The organism is Vibrio sp. T11.5 (assembly GCF_027587155.1).
Lineage (GTDB): Bacteria > Pseudomonadota > Gammaproteobacteria > Enterobacterales > Vibrionaceae > Vibrio > Vibrio neptunius.
Window position 1 is genome coordinate 407,617 of record NZ_JAPPTP010000001.1, and the last position, 24,539, is coordinate 432,155.

23 protein-coding genes, 1 riboswitch and 1 other annotated feature are annotated in these 24,539 nt (G+C 45.1%); of the genes, 8 read left to right on the forward strand and 15 right to left on the reverse strand.

All coding sequences use genetic code 11. The features are described from left to right. Window positions 1–105: 105 nt before the first annotated feature. The 6 genes from sapA to OH455_RS01940 are packed head-to-tail and all read left to right on the forward strand — an operon-like array spanning window position 106 to window position 6,155. Window positions 106–1,725, forward strand: a complete 1,620-nt coding sequence (gene sapA / locus OH455_RS01915) for an ABC transporter substrate-binding protein SapA (protein ID WP_269980138.1) — start codon at window positions 106–108, stop codon at window positions 1,723–1,725. Then, window positions 1,725–2,687 carry an ABC transporter permease gene (locus OH455_RS01920; protein ID WP_045974396.1) on the forward strand — a complete coding sequence of 321 codons (963 nt, stop codon included), beginning with the start codon at window positions 1,725–1,727 and terminating at the stop codon, window positions 2,685–2,687. The genes sapA and OH455_RS01920 overlap by 1 nt, the downstream gene beginning before the upstream one ends. Beyond that, on the forward strand, window positions 2,674–3,561 hold the full coding sequence (locus OH455_RS01925; RefSeq protein WP_269980139.1) for an ABC transporter permease subunit: 888 nt from the start codon (window positions 2,674–2,676) through the stop codon (window positions 3,559–3,561). Before OH455_RS01920 ends, OH455_RS01925 begins: the two co-directional genes overlap by 14 nt. After that, window positions 3,561–4,559 carry a peptide ABC transporter ATP-binding protein gene (locus OH455_RS01930; protein ID WP_045974398.1) on the forward strand — a complete coding sequence of 333 codons (999 nt, stop codon included), beginning with the start codon at window positions 3,561–3,563 and terminating at the stop codon, window positions 4,557–4,559. The genes OH455_RS01925 and OH455_RS01930 overlap by 1 nt, the downstream gene beginning before the upstream one ends. Continuing rightward, window positions 4,556–5,341: a peptide ABC transporter ATP-binding protein gene (locus tag OH455_RS01935; RefSeq protein ID WP_045974399.1), complete on the forward strand. Its 786-nt coding sequence runs from the start codon at window positions 4,556–4,558 to the stop codon at window positions 5,339–5,341. Before OH455_RS01930 ends, OH455_RS01935 begins: the two co-directional genes overlap by 4 nt. 28 nt (window positions 5,342–5,369) lie before the next feature. Continuing rightward, complete coding sequence (locus OH455_RS01940) at window positions 5,370–6,155, forward strand: DUF2927 domain-containing protein (RefSeq protein ID WP_269980140.1); 786 nt, start codon at window positions 5,370–5,372, stop codon at window positions 6,153–6,155. 10 nt (window positions 6,156–6,165) lie between these two features. Here OH455_RS01940 and OH455_RS01945 read toward each other — a convergent pair whose 3' ends face one another. Beyond that, window positions 6,166–6,555: a DUF2750 domain-containing protein gene (locus OH455_RS01945; protein ID WP_045974401.1), complete on the reverse strand. Its 390-nt coding sequence runs from the start codon at window positions 6,553–6,555 to the stop codon at window positions 6,166–6,168. 69 nt (window positions 6,556–6,624) lie between these two features. Then, entirely contained in the window at window positions 6,625–7,530 is a 906-nt protein-coding gene (locus OH455_RS01950; RefSeq protein ID WP_045974402.1) for a manganese-dependent inorganic pyrophosphatase, read from the reverse strand. Window positions 7,531–7,714: 184 nt separating this feature from the next. Here OH455_RS01950 and OH455_RS01955 point away from each other — a divergent pair, with 184 nt between their 5' ends. Then, window positions 7,715–8,929: a putative manganese transporter gene (locus OH455_RS01955; protein WP_269980141.1), complete on the forward strand. Its 1,215-nt coding sequence runs from the start codon at window positions 7,715–7,717 to the stop codon at window positions 8,927–8,929. 43 nt (window positions 8,930–8,972) lie between these two features. Here OH455_RS01955 and alr read toward each other — a convergent pair whose 3' ends face one another. From alr to OH455_RS02010, 11 genes are all read right to left on the reverse strand, one after another. After that, entirely contained in the window at window positions 8,973–10,202 is a 1,230-nt protein-coding gene (gene alr, locus OH455_RS01960) for an alanine racemase (protein WP_269980142.1), read from the reverse strand. A gap of 72 nt (window positions 10,203–10,274) precedes the next feature. Continuing rightward, complete coding sequence (locus OH455_RS01965; RefSeq protein ID WP_269980143.1) at window positions 10,275–11,906, reverse strand: methyl-accepting chemotaxis protein; 1,632 nt, start codon at window positions 11,904–11,906, stop codon at window positions 10,275–10,277. A gap of 284 nt (window positions 11,907–12,190) precedes the next feature. Further along, complete coding sequence (gene hisIE / locus OH455_RS01970; protein ID WP_269980144.1) at window positions 12,191–12,826, reverse strand: bifunctional phosphoribosyl-AMP cyclohydrolase/phosphoribosyl-ATP diphosphatase HisIE; 636 nt, start codon at window positions 12,824–12,826, stop codon at window positions 12,191–12,193. Then, window positions 12,823–13,596 carry an imidazole glycerol phosphate synthase subunit HisF gene (hisF, locus tag OH455_RS01975; RefSeq protein ID WP_269980145.1) on the reverse strand — a complete coding sequence of 258 codons (774 nt, stop codon included), beginning with the start codon at window positions 13,594–13,596 and terminating at the stop codon, window positions 12,823–12,825. The genes hisIE and hisF overlap by 4 nt, the downstream gene beginning before the upstream one ends. Further along, on the reverse strand, window positions 13,578–14,315 hold the full coding sequence (hisA, locus tag OH455_RS01980; protein WP_269980146.1) for a 1-(5-phosphoribosyl)-5-[(5-phosphoribosylamino)methylideneamino]imidazole-4-carboxamide isomerase: 738 nt from the start codon (window positions 14,313–14,315) through the stop codon (window positions 13,578–13,580). Before hisA ends, hisF begins: the two co-directional genes overlap by 19 nt. A gap of 12 nt (window positions 14,316–14,327) precedes the next feature. Beyond that, complete coding sequence (gene hisH / locus OH455_RS01985) at window positions 14,328–14,942, reverse strand: imidazole glycerol phosphate synthase subunit HisH (RefSeq protein ID WP_269980147.1); 615 nt, start codon at window positions 14,940–14,942, stop codon at window positions 14,328–14,330. 26 nt (window positions 14,943–14,968) lie between these two features. Then, a complete protein-coding gene (gene hisB / locus OH455_RS01990; RefSeq protein ID WP_269980148.1) occupies window positions 14,969–16,042 on the reverse strand; it encodes a bifunctional histidinol-phosphatase/imidazoleglycerol-phosphate dehydratase HisB in 1,074 nt (357 codons plus the stop codon). A gap of 68 nt (window positions 16,043–16,110) precedes the next feature. After that, the gene (hisC, locus tag OH455_RS01995; protein WP_269980149.1) at window positions 16,111–17,151 is read right to left on the reverse strand and encodes a histidinol-phosphate transaminase; all 1,041 of its coding nucleotides are present in this window, start codon (window positions 17,149–17,151) and stop codon (window positions 16,111–16,113) included. 12 nt (window positions 17,152–17,163) lie between these two features. Next, entirely contained in the window at window positions 17,164–18,456 is a 1,293-nt protein-coding gene (hisD, locus tag OH455_RS02000; RefSeq protein ID WP_269980150.1) for a histidinol dehydrogenase, read from the reverse strand. Between the two features lie 5 nt (window positions 18,457–18,461). Beyond that, the gene (gene hisG / locus OH455_RS02005) at window positions 18,462–19,358 is read right to left on the reverse strand and encodes an ATP phosphoribosyltransferase (RefSeq protein WP_206369633.1); all 897 of its coding nucleotides are present in this window, start codon (window positions 19,356–19,358) and stop codon (window positions 18,462–18,464) included. Window positions 19,359–19,398: 40 nt separating this feature from the next. Then, window positions 19,399–19,535, reverse strand: a sequence feature (His leader region). A gap of 174 nt (window positions 19,536–19,709) precedes the next feature. Further along, the gene (locus OH455_RS02010; protein ID WP_206369632.1) at window positions 19,710–21,311 is read right to left on the reverse strand and encodes a Na+/H+ antiporter NhaC family protein; all 1,602 of its coding nucleotides are present in this window, start codon (window positions 21,309–21,311) and stop codon (window positions 19,710–19,712) included. 113 nt (window positions 21,312–21,424) lie between these two features. Beyond that, window positions 21,425–21,607: riboswitch (Lysine riboswitch) on the reverse strand. 612 nt (window positions 21,608–22,219) lie between these two features. Between OH455_RS02010 and OH455_RS02015 the strand changes: the two genes are divergently transcribed. Next, complete coding sequence (locus OH455_RS02015) at window positions 22,220–22,621, forward strand: H-NS family histone-like protein (protein WP_269980151.1); 402 nt, start codon at window positions 22,220–22,222, stop codon at window positions 22,619–22,621. Window positions 22,622–22,714: 93 nt separating this feature from the next. Here OH455_RS02015 and OH455_RS02020 read toward each other — a convergent pair whose 3' ends face one another. After that, window positions 22,715–24,019: an inosine/guanosine kinase gene (locus tag OH455_RS02020; RefSeq protein WP_045974415.1), complete on the reverse strand. Its 1,305-nt coding sequence runs from the start codon at window positions 24,017–24,019 to the stop codon at window positions 22,715–22,717. A gap of 241 nt (window positions 24,020–24,260) precedes the next feature. Beyond that, window positions 24,261–24,509 carry a hypothetical protein gene (locus OH455_RS02025; RefSeq protein WP_240457217.1) on the reverse strand — a complete coding sequence of 83 codons (249 nt, stop codon included), beginning with the start codon at window positions 24,507–24,509 and terminating at the stop codon, window positions 24,261–24,263. Window positions 24,510–24,539 lie beyond the last annotated feature (30 nt).

Sequence of the window (24,539 nt, forward strand, 5' to 3'; positions counted from 1 at the left end):
TGGCGTATTATTTTGAAAACCACAAACTAATAATGGTAAATTACTGAGTTCTTGAGGCATAATGGAAAGTTATATTATGCTTTGTCTCCGGCAATTGTTCTTTCTATGAAAGCAATCATTCAACTGACATTGAGTATCTTCGGTATCACGCTACTTTCTGGCTGTGGTGAAGAGCTTGATCACAATAAAATTCGTCAAAGTGGTTTCGTCTACTGTGGTCAAGGTGGGCCAACTAGCTTCAATCCGCAGTTAGTGGACAGTGGTATTACGTCTGAAACACTAAGTCCTCAAATTTTCGACACCTTACTAACGCTAGATTCGAGTAATTTCAAACCCATCGCCAATCTTGCCACGAGTTGGTCAGTTAACAAAGCGGGGACGGAGTATACGTTTAACCTGCGTGAGGACGTCAGTTTTCAAACGACCGCATGGTTTACCCCCAGTAGAACCATGAATGCAGACGATGTGGTGTTCAGTTTCCGTCGCATCATCGACAGCGCTCATCCCTATCATTACGTTGGTAGCGGTCTATACCCTTGGTTCAGTGGTATTGACTTTCAAGACCTATTGATTAATGTTCAAGCTGTTTCAAAACATCAGGTTCGTTTTACCCTAAGTCGTCCGGATAATACCTTTTTGTCTAACATTGCCACAAGCCACGCTGTCGTCCATTCAGCGGAGTATGCAAGTCAGCTTGAGTTAAGAGACGATAAAGCCATGCTAGACAGTCACCCTGTTGGAACCGGACCATTCTATCTAGATGATTATCAGGTCAACGACCTAGTCAGACTTAAACGCCACAACGGTTACTGGAAAGGCAGACCCAAGATGGCTCAAGTGGTATTCGATATTTCCCACCGCGGGACAGGTACTTTAGCTAAACTGCTTCGCAATGAGTGTGATGTATTGAACTCACCTCTGTCCAGCCAGATCCCTATTATTGAAAAGCAGAGCGATATTGAGCTGACGGCTAAACCAGCAATGAACATCTCGTTTATAGCGGTAAACACAACCCATCCCGCGCTCAATGATCCTAGGGTAAGAAAAGCACTCAACTACGCGATTAACCGCCAAAATATTCTGGAGTCTGTCTATTATGGAACCGGTAGTCAGGCATACTCTGTTTTACCACCAAGCTCATGGGCTTACCTCAAAGACAGTGTGCAAATTCGCTATGATCGCAATTACGCCATAGCTCTGATTAAAGATGCGGGATTCGACAAAGGACTTGAGCTAACAATGTCAGTACCTCTTGAGCCAAGGGCATATAACCCGAGCCCTCGTAAAACAGCAGAGCTTATTCAAGCTAATTTGGCAGATATTGGCATTACACTCAACCTGCTTACAGATGACCGCTATGATCGCACTGACATAGCAAACAATACCAATATTGATCTATATCTTACCGGATGGATTGCCAACACAGGTGACCCAGATAACTTCCTTCGACCGTTGCTTTCGTGTGACTCAAAACGGGTCGGTTTGAATGTCTCCAGTTGGTGTAACTCCGACTTTGATTTCCTGCTCGACCTCGCGTTAGAAGTCGATAAGCCTCGTTACCGTCTCAACTTATACAAACAAGCGCAAAACATTCTCAACGAAGAGTTTCCTGTGATACCACTGAGTCATGGCATGCAGTTCCAAGCGCATGATGCTTCATTGAAGGGCTTCAAGGTAAGCCCATTTAACGCACAGCCTTTTGATGCAGTAGAGAGGGCTAAATAATGTTTCTTTATACCTTTCGACGCATCAACCTTTTTATTATTACTTTACTGATACTGACCATGGTGGGCTTTAGTCTTCTTCGCCTTGACCCTAACTCTCATTGGTCTCTTCAAAGTTTTTGGCCTGGTTGGTTAACTTACATTGGCGAGCTCATGCATCTTAACTTTGGGGTGACAAAAAATGGCGTTCCAATCGCCGATGAACTCGCTTTGGTCTTTCCTGCCACACTTGAGTTGTGCTTGATTGCATTTACGCTTTCTCTCCTCATTGGTATTCCAATAGGAACGCTGGCGGGGATGAAACAAGGAAAATGGATTGATACAGCGATTTCCTTTACTTCTATGTCCGGTTATTCTGCGCCTATATTCTGGGTGGCACTGCTAATGATCATGGCATTTTCACTTCATTTTGAGATGTTGCCAGTCGCCGGACGTTATGATCTGCTCTATGAAATCGATCACGTCACTGGCTTTGCCATCGTAGATGCCTTCTTTACGCGTGGTGAATATCGCGCCCATGCCCTACAAAGTGTTCTCGAACACTTAATATTACCCTGTCTGGTGTTAGCGCTAGCCCCCACAACTCAAGTCATTGGCTTAATGCGAGCTTCGGTCGCTGAGGTCATGGGGCAAAACTACATTCGAGCCGCTCGCATTAAAGGTCTTTCAACACATGAGATTGTTACTCAACACGTATTGAGGAACGCGATACCACCTATTATTCCCAAGATAGGTGTTCAGCTTTCAAGTATGCTGACGCTGGCCATTATCACTGAATCGATCTTTAATTGGCCTGGTATTGGGCGCTGGCTTCTAGATGCGTTGTCCAATCAAGATTACGTTTCGATCCAGGCAGGCGTTATTGTGGTCGCGACTTTGGTTTTGACCGCTAATATTCTTTCAGATTTGATCGGTGCAATGGTCAATCCGTTAGTAAGGAAAGAGTGGTATGTTAACCGATAACGTATATCAGGAAGAACAGATCCCGACTCAGTTTGAGCGTTTTTGGCGCAGTTATCGTGCCAATGGACTGGCCATGTTCGGATTGTGGTGCCTTGTCTTAATAACACTGGTCACTATAACTTCTCCTTGGTTGACACCGCATGACCCTCATGCACAAGCCGGTGAGTTATTAGTCCCGCCTTCTTGGGATCCAGCAGGCACAGTCGAGTACTTCCTCGGTACCGATGATTTAGGTCGAGATATTCTCTCCCGTCTCATTGAAGGCTCACAATTAACCTTCGGTGCTGCGGTTATCATCACACTCATTGCAACATTTGTAGGTTGTCTAATGGGTATTTTAGCGGGAATGACAAAAGGGCTAGTATCGAGTACGCTTAACCATCTACTCGACACGGTTATGTCTATCCCCTCTTTACTACTGGCCATTATTTTTGTCGCATTTTTAGGCTTTGGTGAGTTTAACATCCTACTTGCGATATGCCTTGCATTGATCCCAAGGTTTGTCCGCTCGATTTACATAGCGGTCCACACTGAAGTGGAAAAAGACTACATCATGGCGGCACGTCTCGATGGCGCAAATGACTTTTATCTACTCTGGAATTCCATCTTACCGAATATTTTAGTGGTGGTTGCGTCCGAGGTAACTCTCGCTCTTTCCATTGCTATTTTGGACATTACTGCGCTGGGTTTCCTCGGTTTAGGCGCGCAAGCTCCAAGTACCGAATGGGGAGCCATTCTCGGTGATTCGGTAGAACTGATCTATTTAGCACCTTGGACGGTGACACTTCCCGGTCTTGCCATTATGTTTATTGTGATCGTCATAAACTTGGTGGGTGAAGGGGTTCGTCAAGCTCTCAATGCGGGGATTGAATAATGCCATTACTAGATATTCGCCACCTGACGATTGAAATTGAGACACCTCAAGGGCTGATGAAGGCGGTAGATCGAATGAGCCTGACCATGAATGAGGGTGAAATTCGTGGTTTAGTAGGCGAGTCCGGGTCAGGTAAAAGCTTAGTTGCCAAAGCCATTGTTGGTGTCTGTAAAGAAAACTGGAAAGTGACCGCCGACCGGATGCGTCTTGGCAATGTTGACTTACTCCAGTTAACACCGAAAGAGCGACGCAGGGTCATAGCGCGCGATATCGCAATGATTTTTCAAGAACCTTCCACTTGTCTCGACCCTTCGGATGAGGTCGGAAAACAGCTGATTGAGTCGATTCCAGCTCATTCTTTTAGCGGAAAATGGTGGAAACGTTTTCAGTGGCGAAAAAAACAAGCGGTTGCCCTGCTCCATAAGGTTGGAATCAAAAATCACGAACAAATCATGTCGAGTTACCCATATGAGTTAACAGATGGTGAATGTCAAAAGATAATGATTGCCATGGCTATTGCGGCCAAACCTAAGCTCCTGATCGCTGATGAACCGACCAATGACCTCGACCCAATCACACAATCTCAGATCCTGAGGCTGCTTAGTCGCATGAATCAGATCAACAACACTTCGATAATGTTAATCGGTCATGATCTTACCACCATCACTCAGTGGGCAACTAGAATTACCGTTATGTATTGTGGACAGTCGGTCGAGTCAGCAGATACGAAAAAGATTCTAGAGAAATCTAAGCACCCTTATACAGTGGCTTTACTCAAGGCGATGCCTGACTTTGGTGAGTGGATCCCCCACAAAGAAAAACTTCAGTCTCTACCCGGAAGTATTCCACCATTACAACATTTGCCTATCGGTTGCCGCCTCGGGCCACGTTGCCCGTATGCACAAAGGCAATGTGTTGAAATGCCAATGACAAAACAGGTTAAAAATCACAAGTTCGCCTGTCACTTCCCGCTCAATATGGAGAAGAAGAAAGTATGAGTGCGCTGCTAGAAGTCAATGGTCTGGGCAAAGAGTTCGTTACTCGATCCGGTTTGTTTCGAAAAAAAGTCCATCAAGCAGTTAAGCCTGTCAGCTTTACACTTGAAGCAGGCCAAACCCTTGGTTTCATTGGTCAAAATGGTTCTGGAAAATCGACACTAGCACGGATGTTAGCAGGTGTAGTAGAACCCACAGCCGGTGAAATTCGTGTCAATGGGGAGCGTTTAGAGCACAAAGATTATTCAACTCGCTGCAAGTTGATCCGGATGATATTTCAGGACCCCAATACCTCTCTCAATCCACGCATTCAAATTGGGCGAATTCTTGAAGGTCCTTTAAAACGTAACACCAATATGACGCCTGATGCACGTATGAAACGGGTCAAAGATGTCTTGCTTCGGGTTGGACTACTTCCAGAACATGCGTATTTTTACCCTCAAATGCTAGCCGCAGGCCAAAAACAGCGTATATGTCTCGCACGCGCTTTGATTCTTCAACCTTCGATTATTGTTGCAGATGAAGCACTCAATGGTCTTGATATGGCCATGCGTTCCCAGATTATTAATCTATTCTTAGAACTACAGGAAGAGATGGGCGTATCGTTTATCTACGTATCGCAGCATCTCGGGGTCGTTAAACACATCACGGATAAAGTGATGGTTATGCATAATGGTGAGGTGGTCGAGGCTGGAGAAACTCAGCAGATTTTGAGCTGCCCAGACCACATCATCACTCAACGTATGGTGGAAAGCCACTTCAACAAAGCGACCTGCTTTAAGTAATCGGTTTTAAGATTGACAGGAGTCCCACATGCTACGGATAGCGATTGGATTCATATTTGGTTTACTGCTACTCAGCCCTGCACTTGCGTACACCACAACCAAAACGTGGTTAGATCCCAGCTTTATCAACCAGGCATTTTTGGACGTCGCCCTAAAGAACGAATATTCAGCAGGCAATAAACCTTTGGTCAAGTGGAAGCAACCGATCAAAGTTTGGGTTGAGCACAAGGTAGCTGACCAAGATCTTCATGATGAACTCACCAATGCTCAACTGAGAGACCTCTCATCGATAACTCGCCACCCAATAGAACGAGTCGCCAGTAGAGAACAGGCCAATATTGTCTGGATCTATACCCGTGAGTCAGAATGGCGAAAAGACATCGAAAGAGAAATCGGTCCAAGTGCGCTGAAAAACATTCGTGGCGCACTTTGCAAGGCGGGGTATCGAATAAACCAAACCACGAGTGAGATTGATTCTGCGGCCGTCATTATCCCCGTCGACCAAGCAAGAGAACATGGAAAGCTATTGGCTTGTATCGTAGAAGAAATCACCCAGGTGATGGGCTTGCCCAATGATGCCGACTCAGCCTACCCCTCAATTTTCAATGATGAAACGCCCGAGGATCTTCTTTCTCCTTTGGACATCATTCTATTGAAAATGCTGTACGATCCAACGTTAATACCAGGAATGGAGAGAGCTCAAGTGAAAAAGCTCGCTAAGAAGATTTTAGACCAGTATCAACGTCAAGGGTTACTCAGCGAAGCCGTCGCTATCTCGAAGTCTGGAGAGTTGTTCCAGCTCGCTGGATATTAATCTGGGGAAATTAACGCTTATTTTCCTGCTTTTTTAGTTCAAACTCGAACTCATCCGGGTAGAGCACCAAACCTTCTTCATTTTGGTTTGGAAATACCACGATGGATAGTTCATCGTCTTCAAGACCGTAAGTCCAGCGGCTAAACCATTTTGCAGTTGAAATCGACTCTGCTTTACAGTGTTCCCAATCGCCTGTTGCCCATTGATTGGCAAACTCTTCGTGAGGCCAAACAGGCACACAATCTTCATCTTCAGTGTTGAGCATGACACAGCCGTGTTCATCAGTAAGAATCCATACTTTTCTATGCTTCGCGATTTCTTTGACTGTGTACTTCAGGCGCTCATCTTCACGCATTTTAAGCACTGATTCAATCTGCTGCGGTGAAAGTGGTTCTGACATTTCCTTACTCCTCAAATAAAACGCCCACGGAAGTCCGTGGGCGTCGAATTTTGTTATTGCACTGACGATTTAAGCCAGTTCAGTCTGAAGCCAAGGCCAACCTTGCTTCTTACGGCTTAGCGTGTTTTCCATCATCAGCATGCCATCTTTTTCATGCTGAGTCAGTTTCTCAGCCCACTCACCTTTGTATAGTAGACGAGTTTGAGCTGTAGTGATGTCAGTGAGCATGACTGCAGCAAAGGCTAGGCTTTCTTCAGCACAGCGGCGTTCTAGATCAGACTCCAGCGCGTCAATCATGCCGTCGACTTGCTCTAAAGTCGCAAGTTCAACCTGACCGACAACTACATCACGACCGTTAAATGGGTAACCTTTCAGATCTTTTTCTACAAGCTCAGCCGCAGAAAGACCTTCGATGTTTGTTTTTGCGATAAGAAGATCTTTGATGAAAGCGTCAACGTCACATACATCGGCAATTCTCGCTAGCTCTTCAACAGCATCTTTATCTTTCTGTGTACAAGTTGGAGAAGCAAAGCCGACGGTGTCAGACAGGATAGCCGACATCATTAGCTTAGCGATTTGTGGCGAGATCTCATGACCTTCGATTTTAAACATGTTGAAAAGTACTGTGTTCGTACAACCAACAGGCCAAATCCACGCTTCCATTGGGTTGACAGTCATAACATCACCTAGGCGGTGATGGTCAACAATACCTAAGATTTCTGCTTCAGCCACATCATCCGGTGCTTGTGCTAGATCTGAGTAGTCAACCAACCAAATTTTCTCACCAGCAACAGAGGTACGAAGTTCAGGAACTTCAGCACCTGCGACTTCAAGAATGTGCTGTGTTTCACGGTTGATTTCGCCTTGGCGAATCGGCATTGCTTCAACGCCACGGGCTTTTAGCAGTTCAGTGGCTACCAATGCACTACAGATACTATCACTATCAGGGTTCTTGTGACCTACAACTAGAATCATCTTATTTCCTACTACGACTTAAATAGGCCCGTATTGGGCAATTACTCACAAAGGCCGATACTTTACCTGAATTTTGAAATTTGTCATGAGTTAGCAAAAAGAAAAGTGCAAATCACAACTTTTAGTTGCAAATAATCATGATTACAATATATTGAGAATTATTCGTATTTGCATTTAAAGCCCAATGGACTCGATAAGACTTTCTCACTCATTGCCAGATTGGCTGTCTTTTTCCCAGTTTCGGCCTGCCTATAAGCGCCTTCTTCTGCCTGTAACTCTACTGGCACTGGTATTGAACGAAACCACACGTGAAGTGACTGTTTCCACTCTGTCTGATGCGTTCTGGGCAGTGTCTGCGTACGTCGCTTTTACTCTGGTCATCTATCACTACGTTTCCCTGTGGATGAACAAGGAGAGTAAGCTGATTAACCTATACCAGAGCTCACGTAGCTATCAGGTTTTTTTTGCTGCTTTGCTAGGTGCTCTGCCCGGATGTGGCGGCGCCATTATCGTCACCACTCAGTTTGTCAGCGGGCGAGTTGGGTTTGGCGCGATAGTGGCTGTATTGGCTTCGACTATGGGCGACGCCGCTTTCCTTCTGCTTGCCAGTAAACCGGACATCGGACTAGGTGTCGTCGGAATGGGTATTGTCGTAGGCAGCGTTTCTGGTTGGGTTGTTAACGCTGTCCATAAAGATGATTTCTTGCGTCCGACAGTAAAATCGGCGATCGCGGAAAAGTTCAACTGTCGTTGCAGTGACAATGAGCAGTCCCATTTCGAGAAGAAAGCTATCAACCTGCAAGGGGCCTTCTGGAAGTGGCTCATCATTCCTGCGACTGTGGTAGCGGTATTGGGTTCATTTCAAGTCGATATCAATCAACTGCTTTCTTTACCTGCTATGAGCATTGAGTGGCTTGGGGCTGGGCTGATCATTTTGAGTATGCTGCTTTGGTCGCTGACAAAAGAAATTAAGGACTACCAGTCAACCGTATCAGAAGATAAGAAAACCGTTTCTTCACATCCTTTACAGAAAGCAGCTCAGGATACCAACTTCGTTACAGCGTGGGTTATTTTAGCCTTTATGGCGTTCGAATTGATCGCTTTCTTTGGCCACATCGATTTAGCCACCACGTTTTCTGGTTGGGGAGTATGGATGCCAATGGTGGGCTTAGCGGTTGGGATGCTGCCTGGATGTGGACCGCAAATTCTGGTGACCAGTTTATATATATCTGGAGCAGTACCACTGTCTGCTCAATTAGCCAACGCGATTTCAAATGATGGTGATGCCCTATTCCCTGCCATTGCTCTGGCACCGAAAGCCGCTCTCGTCGCCAGCATTTATACTGCCGTACCAGCACTACTTGTAGGATACAGCTACTATTATCTTTTTGAAGTTTAATCAGTAGAAAGGCAAAGCTGACTTTGCCTTTCCGATTAACATTTTAGTTAATATAAAATCTTGGGTTGCTATTCCCCCAAATCGTATAAAGCTCAGGGAATATAAGCTCCGCATGATTTTCCATCTCACTAATTGAGATAGACTGCTTGTCTTGTGAGCCAAACAGTATGACTTCATCTCCGGGGAGAACCCCTTTAATATCGGACACATCAACCATCATGGTATTCATCGAGGTTACTCCGATCACCTTAGCCCGCTGACCATTGATCAGTACCTCTGACTTGTTGCCCATTTTTCGTGGATAGCCATCTGAGTAACCTACCGGAATATTCGCCAACACACTGTCTTTTTTTGTCACAAATGTGCTCTCGTAACCAACTGTACTGCCTTTCGGCAACGCATGCAGCGAAGCCACACGTGTCTTAAATGATACAATTGACGGATATTCAGGGTTTGTTGGCAGATCGCCATACAACACGCCCCCAGGGCGAACCATATCTAGCTGAGCTTCAGGTACATTCAGTGCCGTATATGAATTAGCCACATGGAGCAGAACATCTTTACGCTTCACATCACTGTTTTTTATCAGCCAAGATACGTGTTGCTCAAAAGTAACCAGCTTTGCGCGAATATCATCTGCATCATAACTCGGGAAGTGAGTCATGATACCTACGATTGATACCCCCTTTTGTTTAGTAATGCGTACAGCCGCTGTTTCACCACTTTTATTGCTCATGTCTAAGCCATTACGGCCCATACCACCATCATTGAGGGCAAGATGAACTTTGATATCACGGCCTTGCTTCAACGCCAACTCAGAGAGCGCTTTTGCTTGCTCTTCACTACCAATCATTTCTTCAATATCTAAATGCAAACCGCTCTCTACTTCAGACAGGCTGGCTGCACGAACTCGCATCAGTTGACCCGTAAATCCGCTATTTCGTACGGTTTCTGCTTCAATGTTACTGGCAATGGCAACACAGGGAATGTTTTGTGCCAGTATAGCTGGCATAAGGCCTTCAATGCCGTTGCCGTATGCGTCGGCTTTCATTACCGCACAAAACCGAGTTTTCTCGCTTAGGTGTGATTTGAATTGATCAATATTTTTATTGAACTGCGCGACGTTTACCTCCAACCATGCATTGGTTTTGGCCAACTGGCTTTCATTTGAGACAGGGTGAGTTAACGAACTGGGCGCAGCTAGCGTATTGACTGACGGGGTCAACACAGCCGTCGCCACAGCCATAGACAACAAAGATTTTTTTATTAGCATAGGTCCTCAAATGCACAAATTGAGACAATGATTGAATGAGCCCTGATAGTTCAGGGCTTTAGTGAATTGGCATTAATTCAGATTGAAACGAGTCATGACTTTTTGAAGGGAATGTGAAAGCTGTGTAAGCTCACGACATGCTTGAGAAGTTTGCTCTGCGCCTTGGGCAACCTCTTCTGATGACATGTGAATACTTTCAATATTTCGATTTAGCTCTTCAGCAACGGAATCTTGTTGATTACAGGCTGTCGCAATTTGAGTGCTCATATCAGAAATATCTGAGATGGTGGACTCTATTTCAGTCATGATCACTTCAGAATGAGTGCCTTGTTCGACGCATTTAGATATCGACGAAATCGAATCATTGGTGGTCGACTTGGCTTCTTTGGTTAGTGATTGTAATTGCTGAATGATCTCGGCGATTTCGCTGGTTGACTCTTGAGTTCTTCCTGCAAGTGTTCTCACCTCTGAGGCCACAACTGCAAAACCGCGTCCATGTTCACCCGCTCTCGCCGCCTCAATGGCCGCGTTGAGTGCAAGAAGATTGGTTTGTTCCGCAATATCACGAATTACATCAACGATCATAGTGATTTGATTCGATTGCTCTTCAAGCTCAGTCACTTTCTTGCCAGCTTCTTGCATAATGTCTGAAACGTTTTCAATCTCAGCCACCATGGTTTTGATGTTTTCAACACCCTGTCTAGAACGAAGATTAGCGGAATTAGCGCGCTCAGCAGAATCGTCAGTATTGCGTGCGACATCCGCAACTGCCGCTTTCATTTCTGTCATTGCAGTCGCAACTTGAGTCACTTGTAACTGCTGAGAAGTCATACCCGATGCAGATGTCTCCGAGACTTGTGTCATTTCTTCTGCCGCGCTGCCAAGTTGCGTTACCGCTGCAATCACACTGTGAATAACATCACGCAGATCGTCCTGCATTTTACTGGTTGCATCGGCAAGTGTACCCAGTTCATCATGACCAATGGCTTTGCGGTCGATAGAATGAGAAAGATCACCTTTCGCGATTGCGTTCGCTTGTTTCACGACTAAGTTCAATGGACCACAAATCAAACGAGTCAATACAATCGTCACTGCGATCATAATACAAAGGATCGTCAGGTTACTGATAATACTGGACACATTGAGGTCATTAACTGACTTAAGTATGTGAGTTTTATTGCTATCCATCGCTTGCTTTAAGATTTTAACAAGCTTGGAAAGTTCATTGTCTAAACTTATAAACTCTGGCAGAGAGTTGGCCAAGATTGGATGAGCGGCCGCTTTATCATTCGCTAACATAGCTTGGTTGTAGCGATCCATGATCTTCAGGTAATCACGCCACTCACGCATTAGCTTGTTAAAAGTCTGTTCTTCTTCACCAGGCCAAAGCGTTTTACTGTAAGCATCAAGCTTGCGCGCAATCTGTTCCCTTTCTTGAATATTACTGGCAATTTTCTCAGCCACTTTGCCACTATTCTCAAAGGTATAGGCAACAAACTGAGACCTGCGCCAACGAGATATATCATCACGAATGGCATCTACTCGCTCCATCGCTGGAAGAGTATCATCAGTGTAGTTAAGCAACTCTGACTTGATGTTTTTGAGCTCGACCGATAAGTAGATACCAAAGACGATGTTAATCAAAGCAATGATAGAAAAAGTGAACGATATCTTTTTCGGGATTGATAAATTCTTAATAAACATGGGTGATACACCTAAAATAATGCTGTTTTGGCAACCAAAATAACATCCATTAACCGTACAAAAATCACACTTTCCATTGCAAAATCCGGCAAAATGTATCACAAGCGAGAATCAATTAATATAAAAATCAATACATCGGATGAGTTGTCAATAGGCAGAAGAAATACAAATGAGCAAAATATCGTTGCATGTCTTTACGGCAGGGAACACAAAAAAGCCGTGACGACTTGTCACGGCTTCTTTGATTTGTAATAGGTAAAATGTCTGCTGCAGTAGAAAAGTAGTTAGCGATGACGCTCCTTGAGCTTATTGATCACGTCATTTATTGATAACCCTTGGTCTTGCAACAAGACCATTAAGTGATAAACCAAGTCGGCTGATTCACATACTAGCTCCGCCTTATCACCCGACGTCGCCGCAAGTGCGACTTCAACGCCTTCTTCGCCCACTTTCTGCGAAATACGCTTGGTGCCACGGGAATAAAGGTTGGCAGTATAAGAAGAATCAGGGTCGGCAATCTTGCGGGCAGCCAATAGTTGCTCAAGTTGATGAAGCCACACCATTTGCGACTCCTCTTGTGGGTCGACATCCCAGCAAGTGGAGTTGCCCAAGTGACACGTAGGACCAATGGGATTCACTTTCACTAGTAGCGTGTCGTTATCGCAATCTAGCTGCATGTTCACCAATTGCAATACGTTGCCTGAGGTTTCACCTTTAGTCCACAAACGCTGCTTAGTACGAGAGAAAAACGTCACTTGACCTGTTTCACCTGTTTTCGCTAGTGCGTCTTGATTCATGTAACCCATCATCAGCACTTGGCTCGACTGGAAATCTTGCACAATGGCAGGTACTAGGCCATCCACCTTGTCCCAGTTGATGCGCTCAGCTAAAGAACTTACTTCGGCGGTGTTTACACTCATAGTCGCACCTCAATACCTTGTTGTTTCAAATACTGCTTTAGTTCACCAATATTGATGACTTGTTTGTGAAACACCGATGCGGCAAGCGCCCCATCGACATTTGCTTTTTGGTAAGCTTCTGCAAAGTGCTCCATCGCCCCTGCTCCGCCAGATGCAATCAGCGGCACATTACACACTTCACGCACCATGTTCAGTTGTTCGATGTCGTAACCGTTACGCACGCCGTCTTGGTTCATCATGTTCAATACGATTTCACCTGCGCCACGTTTCTGAACTTCTTGTACCCAATCGCGCGTTTCCCATTGGGTCGCTTTGGTGCGTTCTTCATCGCCAGTAAACTGGTACACCTGATACTTGCCGGTCTCTTGGTCGTAGTATGAGTCGATGCCAACCACGATACATTGAACGCCAAATTTATCCGCAAGGTCAGTAATCAGCTGCGGGCGTGCCAATGCTGGTGAGTTGATAGACACCTTGTCTGCACCGAACTCAAGAATACGCGCTGCGTCTTCAGCTGACTTAATGCCACCAGCGACACAGAAAGGAATATCGATCACTTCTGCAACGCGAGCCACCCAGCTTTTATCAACCACACGGCCATCGCTTGAAGCGGTAATGTCGTAAAACACCAGCTCGTCTGCGCCTTCTTCAGCATAACGCTGAGCCAGAGGAACGATGTCGCCAATGATTTCGTGGTTGCGGAACTGAACGCCCTTCACCACTTGTCCATCACGTACATCTAGACATGGAATTATTCGCTTAGCCAACATGCAAATGCCTCCTCTGCTGTGAACTTGCCATCAAGTAGTGCGCGACCAACAATTACTCCAGCGACGCCAGAACCTTTCAGCGCTTCAATATCCGCTAATGAGCCAATGCCACCTGATGATTGGAATTGCACTTGTGGGTATTGTTTGCATAGGTCTATATATAGCTCAACGTTTGAGCCTTCTAGCGTACCGTCACGAGAAATATCAGTACAAAGCACATGCTGTAAGCCAACGGTTAGGTAATCATTAATCAGAGCTTCGATAGTCACGCCTGAGTCTTCTTGCCAACCAGAGATCGCTACCTTACGAGTACCGTCTTGAGCGATGTTGATATCTAGCGCGAGAACAATTTTTTCCGCGCCGTATTTTTCCATCCAACCTTTTACTAGTTCAGGTCGCTTTACCGCTGTCGAGCCAACAACAACGCGCTGAGCACCTGCTTCGAGTAGATCGACAACGTCTTGTTCTGTACGTACACCACCACCGATTTGGATATTCGCTGGAGTGCTCGCAAGTAGCTTGGCAATCAAATCAAGTTGGCGCGCTGTCGTGTCTTTCGCGCCCGTTAGATCGACTAAATGCAACCAATTAGCACCGGCTTGGTGATACAAGTTGAACTGTTCTGCTGGGTCGACTTTGTACTCGGTTACTTGGCCGTAATCACCTTGATAAAGGCGAACCACCTGTCCTTCAATTAAATCAAGAGCTGGAATAATCACACTAAATCCCTTTTATAATTCTAAGAAGTTTTGAATAAGCTTTGCGCCCGCTTTTGAAGAACGCTCAGGGTGGAATTGCACACCGTAGTAGTTACCGCTTTGCACTGCAGCCGTGAATGGTTTTTCGTATTCACATTCTGCAATCGTGTACTCGCCAACAGGCATGGCAAAGCTATGTACGAAATAGAAGTACTCGCCTTCTTCAATCCCTTTGAATAGTGGGTTGCCCGTTTTAGCTGAGACAGTGTTCCACCCCATGTGGGGCAGTGGTAAGTCACCGGTTTGAAGCAGCTTCACTTCACCATCACAAAGTCCAAGGCACTCAACTAGCTCATCCGCTTTTTGCCCTTTTTCTTGAGATACTTTGCCTAACAGTTGCATTCCTAAACAGATACCTAACAGCGGCTTTTCCACCTGTTTTACCAAGCTAATTAGACCTCGCTCTTCGAGATTCTTCATCGCTTCACTTGCTGTCCCTACACCCGGTAGGAATAGCTTGTCAGCCGATAATACAACTTGTGGCTCTTTTGAAATTGTTACTTCATAGCCTAGGCGTTCAATGGCAAACTTCACCGAAGAAACGTTGGCACAACCAGTATCGATAATAACAACTTTCTGTTCTGTCACTGCTTTTCTCCTTACTAGCGCTAGCCTTAAAGCACGCCTTTACTACTTGGTAGCTCAGTACCTTCTACTTTGATTGCTTGACGCAGAGTACGACCAAACGCTTTAAATAGACTCTCAATGATGTGGTGATCATTGTCGCCAGCAGAAGACAAGTGCAGTGTGCACGCTAGGGTGTCAGTTAGAGAACGGAAGAAGTGAACCACCATCTCGGTTGAAAGGTCACCCACTTGCTCACGGCTGAACTTCGCGTCGAACTTAAGGTAAGGACGCCCTGACAGGTCTAGAGCACATTGTGCCAAACACTCATCCATTGGCAGGCTAAAGCCAAATCGGCCAATACCACGTTTATCACCTAGCGCTTCTTTAAGCGCTTGGCCCAACGCAAGTGCGGTGTCTTCCACAGAGTGATGATCATCAATGTGTAGGTCGCCCTCCACTTTACACACCATCTTAAATCCACCGTGTGTTGCGATTTGATCAAGCATATGGTCAAAGAAGCCTAGGCCCGTAGAAATATCATTACCGCCTTGGTCATCAAGATTTACCGCGACTTTAATGTCAGTTTCTTTCGTCGTACGGACCACTTCAGCGACGCGAGCTTTCACCGTCAGATCTTTCAGGATCTGTTTCCAACCCATGGTTTCTGGGTTGTACTGAATGCCGCGAATCGCCATGTTTTCTGCAAGTTGAAGATCAGTTTGACGATCGCCAATCACAACAGAGTTTTGGAAGTCCACTTTGCCACCTTGAAGGTACTCTTTCACCATGCCTAATTTAGGCTTGCGGCATGAGCAGTTATCTTCTTCAAAGTGAGGGCAAATCAGGACGTCATCGAACGTCACACCTTGAGATTCGAAGATTTCCATCATCATATCGTGCGGTGCATCAAAGTCTGCTTGTGGGTAGCTCTCGGTACCCAAACCATCTTGGTTAGTGACCATCACTAGGCGGTATCCTGCGTCCTGCAACGACAACAGGCTTGGGATAACAAATGGCTCTAGCTTTAGCTTATCTAGGCGGTCTACTTGAAAATCAACCGGCGGCTCAACAATTAAGGTGCCATCACGGTCAATAAAAAGGATTTTTTGTTGTTTGCTCACTCGAACTTCCTTATTGCTAATCTTTGGCGCCCCCACTTGTCAGCGAAGGCAATTAATTTTGTCTCTACTTATGAGTAGTAGTTTCTAACAAATCCGAGTGTTTTTTCGCACTCGTCACGGTTACCGACACTGATACGCACGCAGTTCTCAATTGGCGTGTTACGCAAGATAATGCCTGTCTCCCAAGCGGCTTTGAAAAGATCATCGCCATCTGGGAATTTCACCAATAGGTAGTTTCCCCACCCTTCAAACACTTCCAAACCCGGAATCATTGAAAGACCAACTTGCAAGTAAGCACGGTTTGCATTCAGATCGAGAACTTGGAACTTCGTTCGCGCTAGGCCTGCTTCAGAAAGCGCTTGGGTAGCAATTTCCGCCACTGGAACCGGTACTGGGTATGGTGCGATCACTTTCAGAAGTACATTAATCAGCTCTTCGTTCGCAAGCGTAAATCCACACCGCAGACCAGCAAGCGCAAAAGCTTTCGACAGAGTGCGCAGAATCGCAAGATTCGGGTACTGCGCCAGTAGGTCTACCGTTGACGCTTCCGGACAAAAATCGATGTACGCTTCATCCATCACCACGATTGCACGGTCTTTTGTCATCTCAAGCAGAGACACAATATCTTCACGCTTAACCAAGTTACCTGTTGGGTTGTTTGGCGAACATACAAAAACCAGTTTCACGTTATCTAGATTGGCTTCGATACCTGCAAGATCTAGTTGCCAATCTGACGTTAGCGGCACAGTTTTACGCTCTACACCGATGGTTTCTGCACTGATGGCGTACATGCCGTAAGTCGGTGGGCAGTAAAGAATCTCATCTTCACCCGGCTCACAGAAAGCACGGATCAGTAGTTCAATACCTTCATCCGCACCGCGAGATGTTAGTGCTTGCTCTGGTTTGACACCTGCATAGGCTGCGTAAGCAGAAATCAGTTCTTTAGGCTGGCATTCGCTGTAACGATTAAGACGAGCAAAGTCTGTTTTGTATTCATTATTAAATGGCGACTCGTTGGCATTTAGCCACACATCACCTGTACCACCGATACGACGAGCCGATAAATAAGGGGTCAGCTTTTGAACCTGTTTGCGCGCTAGCTTTTCCATCTCAATATCCTCTTACTTAGCTGCCAATTTTTCTACACGGATAGTCACTGCTCGTTTGTGTGCATCCAAGCCTTCCGCTTCTGCCATGGTGACCACGGTTGGTGCTAAACCTTTGAGACCGTCAGCAGACAGCTCTTGAACCGTCATACGTTTCGAAAAGTCCGCTAAGCCTAAGCTTGAATACGTACGTGTGTAACCGTAAGTAGGAAGAACGTGGTTGGTGCCCGATGCGTAATCACCTGCTGATTCAGGCGACCAATCACCTAAGAAAATCGATCCCGCGTTATCTAGCAGCGGTAGAAGCTCGCGTGGATTCTTTGTCTGAACAATTAAGTGCTCAGGACCGTAATAATTCGAGATGGAAACCGATTGAGTAAGAGACTCGGCAATGATGATCAAGCTTGAAGCCAATGCTTGCTCGGCGATGTCCGCGCGAGATAGATCCTTAAGCTGACGTTGAACCGCATCCGTCACTTGATCTGCAATAACAGGCGAAGGAGTCACAAGTACCACTTGAGAATCAGGACCGTGCTCCGCTTGGCTTAGCAAATCAGCAGCGATAAAGTCAGGATCCGCAGTGTCATCGGCCAACACCAGCACTTCAGATGGGCCTGCTGGCATATCAATCGCCGCACCGCGGAAATCATTGCTTACCTGACGTTTTGCTTCCGTCACATAAGCGTTACCTGGGCCAAAGATCTTATCAACTTTGGATACCGTCTCTGTACCATAAGCCATCGCAGCAACTGCTTGACCACCACCGACGTTGTACACTTCATCAATACCACACAGTTGCGCGACATAAAGGATCTCGTCTGCGATTGGCGGTGGAGAACACAACACCACTTTACGACAGCCCGCAATTTTGGCAGGAACGCCGAGCATCAAAACCGTCGAAGGCAATGGCGCACTCCCGCCCGGAATGTACAAACCCACTTTTTGAATCGGGCGCGTTACTTGCTCACAAAGCACACCCGGTTGAGTCTCTACTTTGATTCGCTGTGGCTTCTGTGCTTTATGAAACTTCGAGATGTTTGCATAAGCTTGCTCAAGCGCATCTTTCATCTTTTCAGAAAGGCGAGCAGACGCTTCATCAATTTCTTGTGCTGAGACACGAATGGATTCCGGCTTCACACCGTCAAACTTCTCAGTCAGTTCCAATAATGCAGCATCACCCTCTTTACGAACATTTGCGATTACTTCAGAAACCGCAGCCGTGATGTTTGCGCCCTCTGCGATTGCCGGACGCTCTAGAATCGATTCTTGCTGCGTTTCACTCAGCGATTGCCATACGACGGTTCTCATTGCAATTACTCCATCATTTTCTCAATGGGTAGGACAAGAATTGAGCTCGCACCCAGTTCTTTTAGCTGTTCCATGGTTTCCCAGAACAGGTTTTCAGTACTAACCAAATGAACCGCAACTTTTTGCTTGTCAGCAGATAGAGGTAATACCGTTGGGTCTTCTGCGCCAGGAAGCAATGCTTTGATTTGGTCTAGCTTCTCAGCTGGTGCGTGTAGCATGATGTACTTCGACTCTTTTGCTTGCTGTACGCCTTGCATGCGAGTCAACAGTTTTTCGATTAGTGCTACTTTATCTGCATCGAATTCACCGGTGCGTTGAATCAGCGTCGCTTTTGACTTGAAGATAATCTCAGCTTCTTTTAAGCCATTCGCTTCTAGCGTCGCACCTGTAGAAACCAAATCTGCGATGGCGTCGGCAAGACCCGCGCGAGGGGCAACTTCTACAGAACCGGTCAGCATACAGGTAGAAAATGGAACACCTTGTTGATCCATGTAAGCTTTAAGCAATTGTGGGTAGGTAGTAGCAATTCGTTTGCCTGCTAAATCCTGAGGACCGTTGTATTCTTCATCTTTGTCGATAGCGATAGATAAACGGCAACCACCGAAATCGAGACGACGAAGTGGAACAAATTCACATGGCTCGCCAAGCGCCTTACGATCAAGACGAACTTCTTCAAGTTCATTTTCACCAATAAAGCCAAGGTCAACAACACCATCCATAATTAGACCAGGAATGTCGTCATCACGGACTAACAGCAGATCAATAGGCATGTTCAGCGAGTGAACGACCAGACGTTCCCCCATGATGTTGAATTTTACGCCGCACTTTTTAAGCAGTTCTTGGCATTCTTTGCTTAGGCGACCTTTTTTTTGGATTGCGATTCTTAGGCGTTGTGTTTGCATTGCTGTTATCCCTGTGCAAATTAATTTTTAAATCGTTAAAACTAAAAAACCCTCGGAAGAATTGGTCTCCCGAGGGTTCTGAATCTTGTAGTTTGCGATTTCTGCCTCCGGGAGTTTCCTATCTCCCGGGTATGCGTACATCTCCCGAAAGACTAGACTGGGTGATGATGGTGATGAATGTTCATTACAAAATTACGCATACTTATAAGCTCTTCAGTTCGCTTGCTTGGTAACCACACTAACTAAGGCAAATCCATTTTTCAACTAAAAATTGAAGATTTTTTCAATTTGTATAAGACAAATAAAAAGGGAGCAAAAGCTCCCTTCAAAATTCTTTTATCGTTCAGCTCATTAAACGTTTTGACAGCTTGCCATCTTCGCTTTTGAAAGAATCGATAGCAAAACACAAACGCCAACAAAAGCAACCGCCGAAACAGCGAAAGAAATGCCTACTGATGCGGTCATACCCAATGTGATGAAACCAATACAAGAGACAGCCGCGACTGATAATGCATAAGGCAGCTGAGTCGCTACGTGATCAATATGGTTACAACGTGCCCCCGTTGAAGAGAGAATTGTCGTATCTGAAATTGGTGAACAGTGATCTCCAAATACTGAGCCTGCCAACACAGCACTTAGCATAGGCAGCATCAAAGCAAGATCTGTGGCACCTGCCATATCACCAGCAATTGGCAGCATAATACCAAACGTACCCCATGATGTACCGGTAGAGAAAGCCATAAGACCAGATAGCAAGAACAGGATAACAGGTAGCCAATCAGGATTGATATTGCCTTGTGCTAATGTCGATAGGTATTTACCCGTGTTCATATCGCCGATAACAGAACCAATAGTCCAAGCAAAAATAAGGATCAAAATGGCACTAAACATCGATTTGGCACCAATCCAAAGAGTACGCGTTATTTCGCTAAATGCGATGCCCTGCTTAAGCACCGTAAACAGAGCTACAGCCAACCCGACAAGACCACCATAGATCAACGAAGTGCCTACATCTGTGTTCTCAAATGCACCGAGAACATTAAAGGCTTTGTCATCTGCGGCTAATGCCTGTCCGCCTGTATATAGCATTGAAGCAATAGTTGCGACAATCAGGAATACAATCGGTAGAACTAAGTCGGAAACTTTACCGCCTTCACTTTCCTGAATATCCAATTCTTCATTGATATCATGCGCTTCCTGAGAGTCGTCAGCTTGTTCTTTATCAAAGCCGTGTCCCTGAGATGCTGCAATTTCATGGTTGCGCATCTTACCAATATCAAGACCAAACCAAGCCACTGCAAATACCATTAGCAAAGCGAAAACAGCGTAAAAGTTCATTGGGATAAGACGTACATAAGCACCAAGTGCTGAATACTCAGTAATACCATGGGATACCAAAATACCAGCGATAATCGTCATGATGTAAGCCCCCCAACTAGAGGCTGGCATGATCACGCACATAGGTGCTGCTGTTGAGTCTAAGATGTAGGCCAACTTAGCGCGGGATACATAAAAACGGTCTGTAACAGGTCGAGAAATCGCGCCAACGGCTAGGCTGTTAAAATAGTCATCAACAAAAATGAATACGCCTAGAAAAGCGGCCAGTAACTTGGAGCCACGCTTACTTTTCACTCGTGATTGGGCCCACTCAGCAAAAGCGCGAGTCCCCCCTGACAAGGTTAACAACGCTGTCATCATGCCCAGTAAGAGTAAGAAACCAACAATACTCATGTTCCAAGTATTAATACCGCCATCTTCGATAAAGACGCTTGATACCGTTGAACCGACGTAGCTGAGCGTACTCCCCATAGAATAATCATTGAGAAGGATAGCGCCCAGCGTGATACCTACGCCCAGAGACACCAGCACACGACGGGTAATAATTGCTAGACTCAGAGCCACCAGTGGTGGTAACAAAGAGATAGGAGATGATGCAAAATCAATTAAATTCATGATCTTCAAAAACCAGTAATAAATGGTTAGAGATCTACTGCAGACAGATTGGAGGAAAAGTTTCCATACAATCAAGTTGAACCAAGCGAAAGGGAAGCGAAAGCTTCACCCAGCCCTACAGTAGCGCTCCATAGTTTTACAAAATTATAGACTATGGCAGTGTTACCCCTTTCGAGTGTAACCCCAGCAAGCATCTTTGATTTGATTACTCACTTCGGCAAAATAACCTTTCACATTTGTTCATTGGCATCACCCCAACAAGTGCTACTGATCTATCTCGCGCCTCTACCGCGATTGTTGGTGTTTAAAACTGTCATTAACAAAATCTTACAACAATTTAACCAACCTATCGCATTAGGTGGCGCCCATTGTACTCATCTAAAGCCCTATTTCAATACATCATGCCAAAAATTCCAGCCTCTATATTGTCATCTCAACATGCTGAAGGTTTCTTAGCTATTGCATAAAGTTCAACTAATATCATAGCCAAACTGTCACAAGTGGCACTCATTATTCATAATTTAACTTGCGAATACTGATTTATACGTCTAAATCTAGGTATTAAGCTCTAAAAACGAAAACTCTAGAGAAAAACTCGTGAATTGATGAAGATTTGTTACTATCTTGATAATTAGCTGACAAAAGGATAATTCAAATTATTTTGATACTGTAAAACAAAATACCTGTTTACGTATGAAACTTATTCGCTATAAGTATTGTCAAAATCACAAATCTCCCGATATTTTATGCAACAAGAATTGGTTGATTAATTAGAAAGGTCTCATTATTCAAATGACCTAACGATTAATTAATAATTTTTTATAACAATTTAACCAGAAAATATTGTATTGCGAATAATACGGGTTTAATATTTATTTTATCGGCTCCTTAAATAAGTGGGAATTTACATGTCGGAACTAACTAAAACTCTATTAAACATTCGTAGTCTACGCGCATTCGCACGTGACTTAACTCTGGAACAACTAGAGGAAGCTCTAGACAAATTATCAACCGTTGTCGGTGAACGCAAAGAAGCAGCAGAACGCGAAGCTCAAGCGGCACAAGAAGCCAAGTTGGCAGATATTGCAGAACAAATTAAACAACTTGGTCTAGATAAGGACATGGTTATTTCTGCGCTTGCCGGTGAAGCAGCAGGTAAAGCAAAACCTAAGCGTGCACCTCGCCCAGCAAAATACAAATATCTGGACAATACTGGTGCTGAAAAGACTTGGACAGGTCAAGGTCGAACTCCTTCAGTAATCCAAGAACAGCTAGACGCTGGTAAGTCACTAGACGACTTCCTAATCTAATCCGGCTGAATTTATAAAACGCTAGCTGCTAGCGTTTTAACGCTCAATAAAAAGCCTCGCTATAGCGAGGCTTTTATATAATTAATACCCTAACTAACGTTCCCAGTATGCCTCTTCTAGGCTGTCTTCTCGCTCAGGTAAACCTCGAGACAAGCGCGGGGAGTGCTGAACTAACACTTCATAGCTGGCACGATTTGAATATTTGCATACTTGGGAGAAAGAAGAATATGTCAGGTACGCATGAGCATGCTTACTCGAGTTAGGCACATTTTCTTTATGGTATTTATTCGCAGCCATATCGTGTAACAGCGCTGATAATGCAGCGTCACCAGCACCATTGGTATTTTTAATCTTTTCTGGCCCACCCATATAAGGAGATATATGTGAGTATACTTTAATTGGATTATCACAGGCCCATCTTGCAGCTGGACGACTAAACTCATATCGGTTGAATTCAGCAATGCTTCCAGGAAGTAACGGCAGAGAAGTTTGACGCTTAGCGGCTTCTTCCGTGTAACCCGCCATAAACAAACCTACAGGGCCCGCAGTACATAGCACTAGGTCGACCCATTCTAGCGTTTTATCTGACGCCGCTAATGGATCAGATTCGCCCGTTAACGCCTCTGCCTCGTCTTCATTCATAGCCACAACACTCACGTGGTCACGTAAAAAGTTTTGCCAAAATACCGGATCATCCTGAATAACGAATTTGGTTCCAAGTGTGAGCACGACAGGAACATTATACTTCTTCGCATATTCAATCGCTTTCATCGTAGCTTCTGGCATTGGGTCACCTTCTTTACAGCGGACCAAATAAGCCGTAAGCACTAAAGCAGAAGCATTTTCAAAAATCTTCTCTGGAATGCTATTCGGATGCAGCTGATTCATCTGACCTTCGCTAATGGCAAAAGTGCGCTCACCATCATCAGAAATCAGAGCAAAACAGCGACCAATAGCACCATCAACACCCTGTAAATAGTTCAGGTCCATTCGACTGGAAGTGTTACACAAATAGCGGAAACCATAGCTACCAATCTTAATATCTTGACTCATGACACCCAAAAGTGTTGAGCGGTCATCAGCAAGAACAGAATAGTTGTGAAGAGTATTACCAATAGTACCACCCGCATATTCATTGGTAATCAGTCCATTTTCCTTCAGCTCGTTGTACAGCGCTTCCGCGGTCACATCGTCAATAACGAGTGAGTGACCTTTACTCAACTGATATTTCTCAATGAGTTCCGTGCTGACTTTCGCTTCAATATCAACCAAAGTCTGGTCAATACCGATAATATGCGTGCTGGACATTTTCTTGCTCTCTTGAGATTGACTCACTAAAGGGTCGCGCGCATGGACAGGAAAATAGTGCTTGGACTTTCGTTGGCCTGGAAACTTCATAACAAAATATTCTGAGATAAGGGGTCAAAAGATGCCGGATTCTACCGCGCACTATCTAACGCGGCAATAACCGGAATTATAGCAAACGTTTGCGGGGGAAATTAAAATTCTATCTCTTGATAGGTAATAAACAGGAAGCACTTAATGTACAAATAATTTTAAATAGGAAACCACTAAGGTTTGACGAGCCACGCCGCGATTTAACAAGCCAACTGATGACCAGTTGGCATGGGGTTACCGCTTATTCACCTTCCATAAAACTGATATCTGGCAAACGGTCAAGGTGTTCTGAATAACGTTTGAGATTAAACTCACCTTCGTTTTTCATTACATCGAAGATCTCAATAGAGACAGCACATGCCATCATCGCGACAGCCTCGTCTCGCGGCGTTCCCGTCATCATCAAACGCATCAAAGTTTCTTTTACTTTTAGCGGCTCACCATCTTCCAGCTGATTCTCAACAATTTCAATCAGCTCTGCTTCCGCCATGAATTGACTATCATCACTCACGTTTTGTAC

What these genes read in the sequence shown, in the direction of transcription:
- sapA (WP_269980138.1), top strand. Translation starts at nt 106, where the DNA reads ATGAAAGCAATCATTCAACTGACATTGAGTATCTTCGGTATCACGCTA.
- OH455_RS01920 (WP_045974396.1), top strand. Translation starts at nt 1,725, where the DNA reads ATGTTTCTTTATACCTTTCGACGCATCAACCTTTTTATTATTACTTTA.
- OH455_RS01925 (WP_269980139.1), top strand. Translation starts at nt 2,674, where the DNA reads ATGTTAACCGATAACGTATATCAGGAAGAACAGATCCCGACTCAGTTT.
- OH455_RS01930 (WP_045974398.1), top strand. Translation starts at nt 3,561, where the DNA reads ATGCCATTACTAGATATTCGCCACCTGACGATTGAAATTGAGACACCT.
- OH455_RS01935 (WP_045974399.1), top strand. Translation starts at nt 4,556, where the DNA reads ATGAGTGCGCTGCTAGAAGTCAATGGTCTGGGCAAAGAGTTCGTTACT.
- OH455_RS01940 (WP_269980140.1), top strand. Translation starts at nt 5,370, where the DNA reads ATGCTACGGATAGCGATTGGATTCATATTTGGTTTACTGCTACTCAGC.
- OH455_RS01945 (WP_045974401.1), bottom strand. Translation starts at nt 6,555, where the DNA reads ATGTCAGAACCACTTTCACCGCAGCAGATTGAATCAGTGCTTAAAATG.
- OH455_RS01950 (WP_045974402.1), bottom strand. Translation starts at nt 7,530, where the DNA reads ATGATTCTAGTTGTAGGTCACAAGAACCCTGATAGTGATAGTATCTGT.
- OH455_RS01955 (WP_269980141.1), top strand. Translation starts at nt 7,715, where the DNA reads ATGGACTCGATAAGACTTTCTCACTCATTGCCAGATTGGCTGTCTTTT.
- alr (WP_269980142.1), bottom strand. Translation starts at nt 10,202, where the DNA reads ATGCTAATAAAAAAATCTTTGTTGTCTATGGCTGTGGCGACGGCTGTG.
- OH455_RS01965 (WP_269980143.1), bottom strand. Translation starts at nt 11,906, where the DNA reads ATGTTTATTAAGAATTTATCAATCCCGAAAAAGATATCGTTCACTTTT.
- hisIE (WP_269980144.1), bottom strand. Translation starts at nt 12,826, where the DNA reads ATGAGTGTAAACACCGCCGAAGTAAGTTCTTTAGCTGAGCGCATCAAC.
- hisF (WP_269980145.1), bottom strand. Translation starts at nt 13,596, where the DNA reads ATGTTGGCTAAGCGAATAATTCCATGTCTAGATGTACGTGATGGACAA.
- hisC (WP_269980149.1), bottom strand. Translation starts at nt 17,151, where the DNA reads ATGGAAAAGCTAGCGCGCAAACAGGTTCAAAAGCTGACCCCTTATTTA.
- hisD (WP_269980150.1), bottom strand. Translation starts at nt 18,456, where the DNA reads ATGAGAACCGTCGTATGGCAATCGCTGAGTGAAACGCAGCAAGAATCG.
- hisG (WP_206369633.1), bottom strand. Translation starts at nt 19,358, where the DNA reads ATGCAAACACAACGCCTAAGAATCGCAATCCAAAAAAAAGGTCGCCTA.
- OH455_RS02010 (WP_206369632.1), bottom strand. Translation starts at nt 21,311, where the DNA reads ATGAATTTAATTGATTTTGCATCATCTCCTATCTCTTTGTTACCACCA.
- OH455_RS02015 (WP_269980151.1), top strand. Translation starts at nt 22,220, where the DNA reads ATGTCGGAACTAACTAAAACTCTATTAAACATTCGTAGTCTACGCGCA.
- OH455_RS02020 (WP_045974415.1), bottom strand. Translation starts at nt 24,019, where the DNA reads ATGAAGTTTCCAGGCCAACGAAAGTCCAAGCACTATTTTCCTGTCCAT.
- OH455_RS02025 (WP_240457217.1), bottom strand. Translation starts at nt 24,509, where the DNA reads ATGGCGGAAGCAGAGCTGATTGAAATTGTTGAGAATCAGCTGGAAGAT.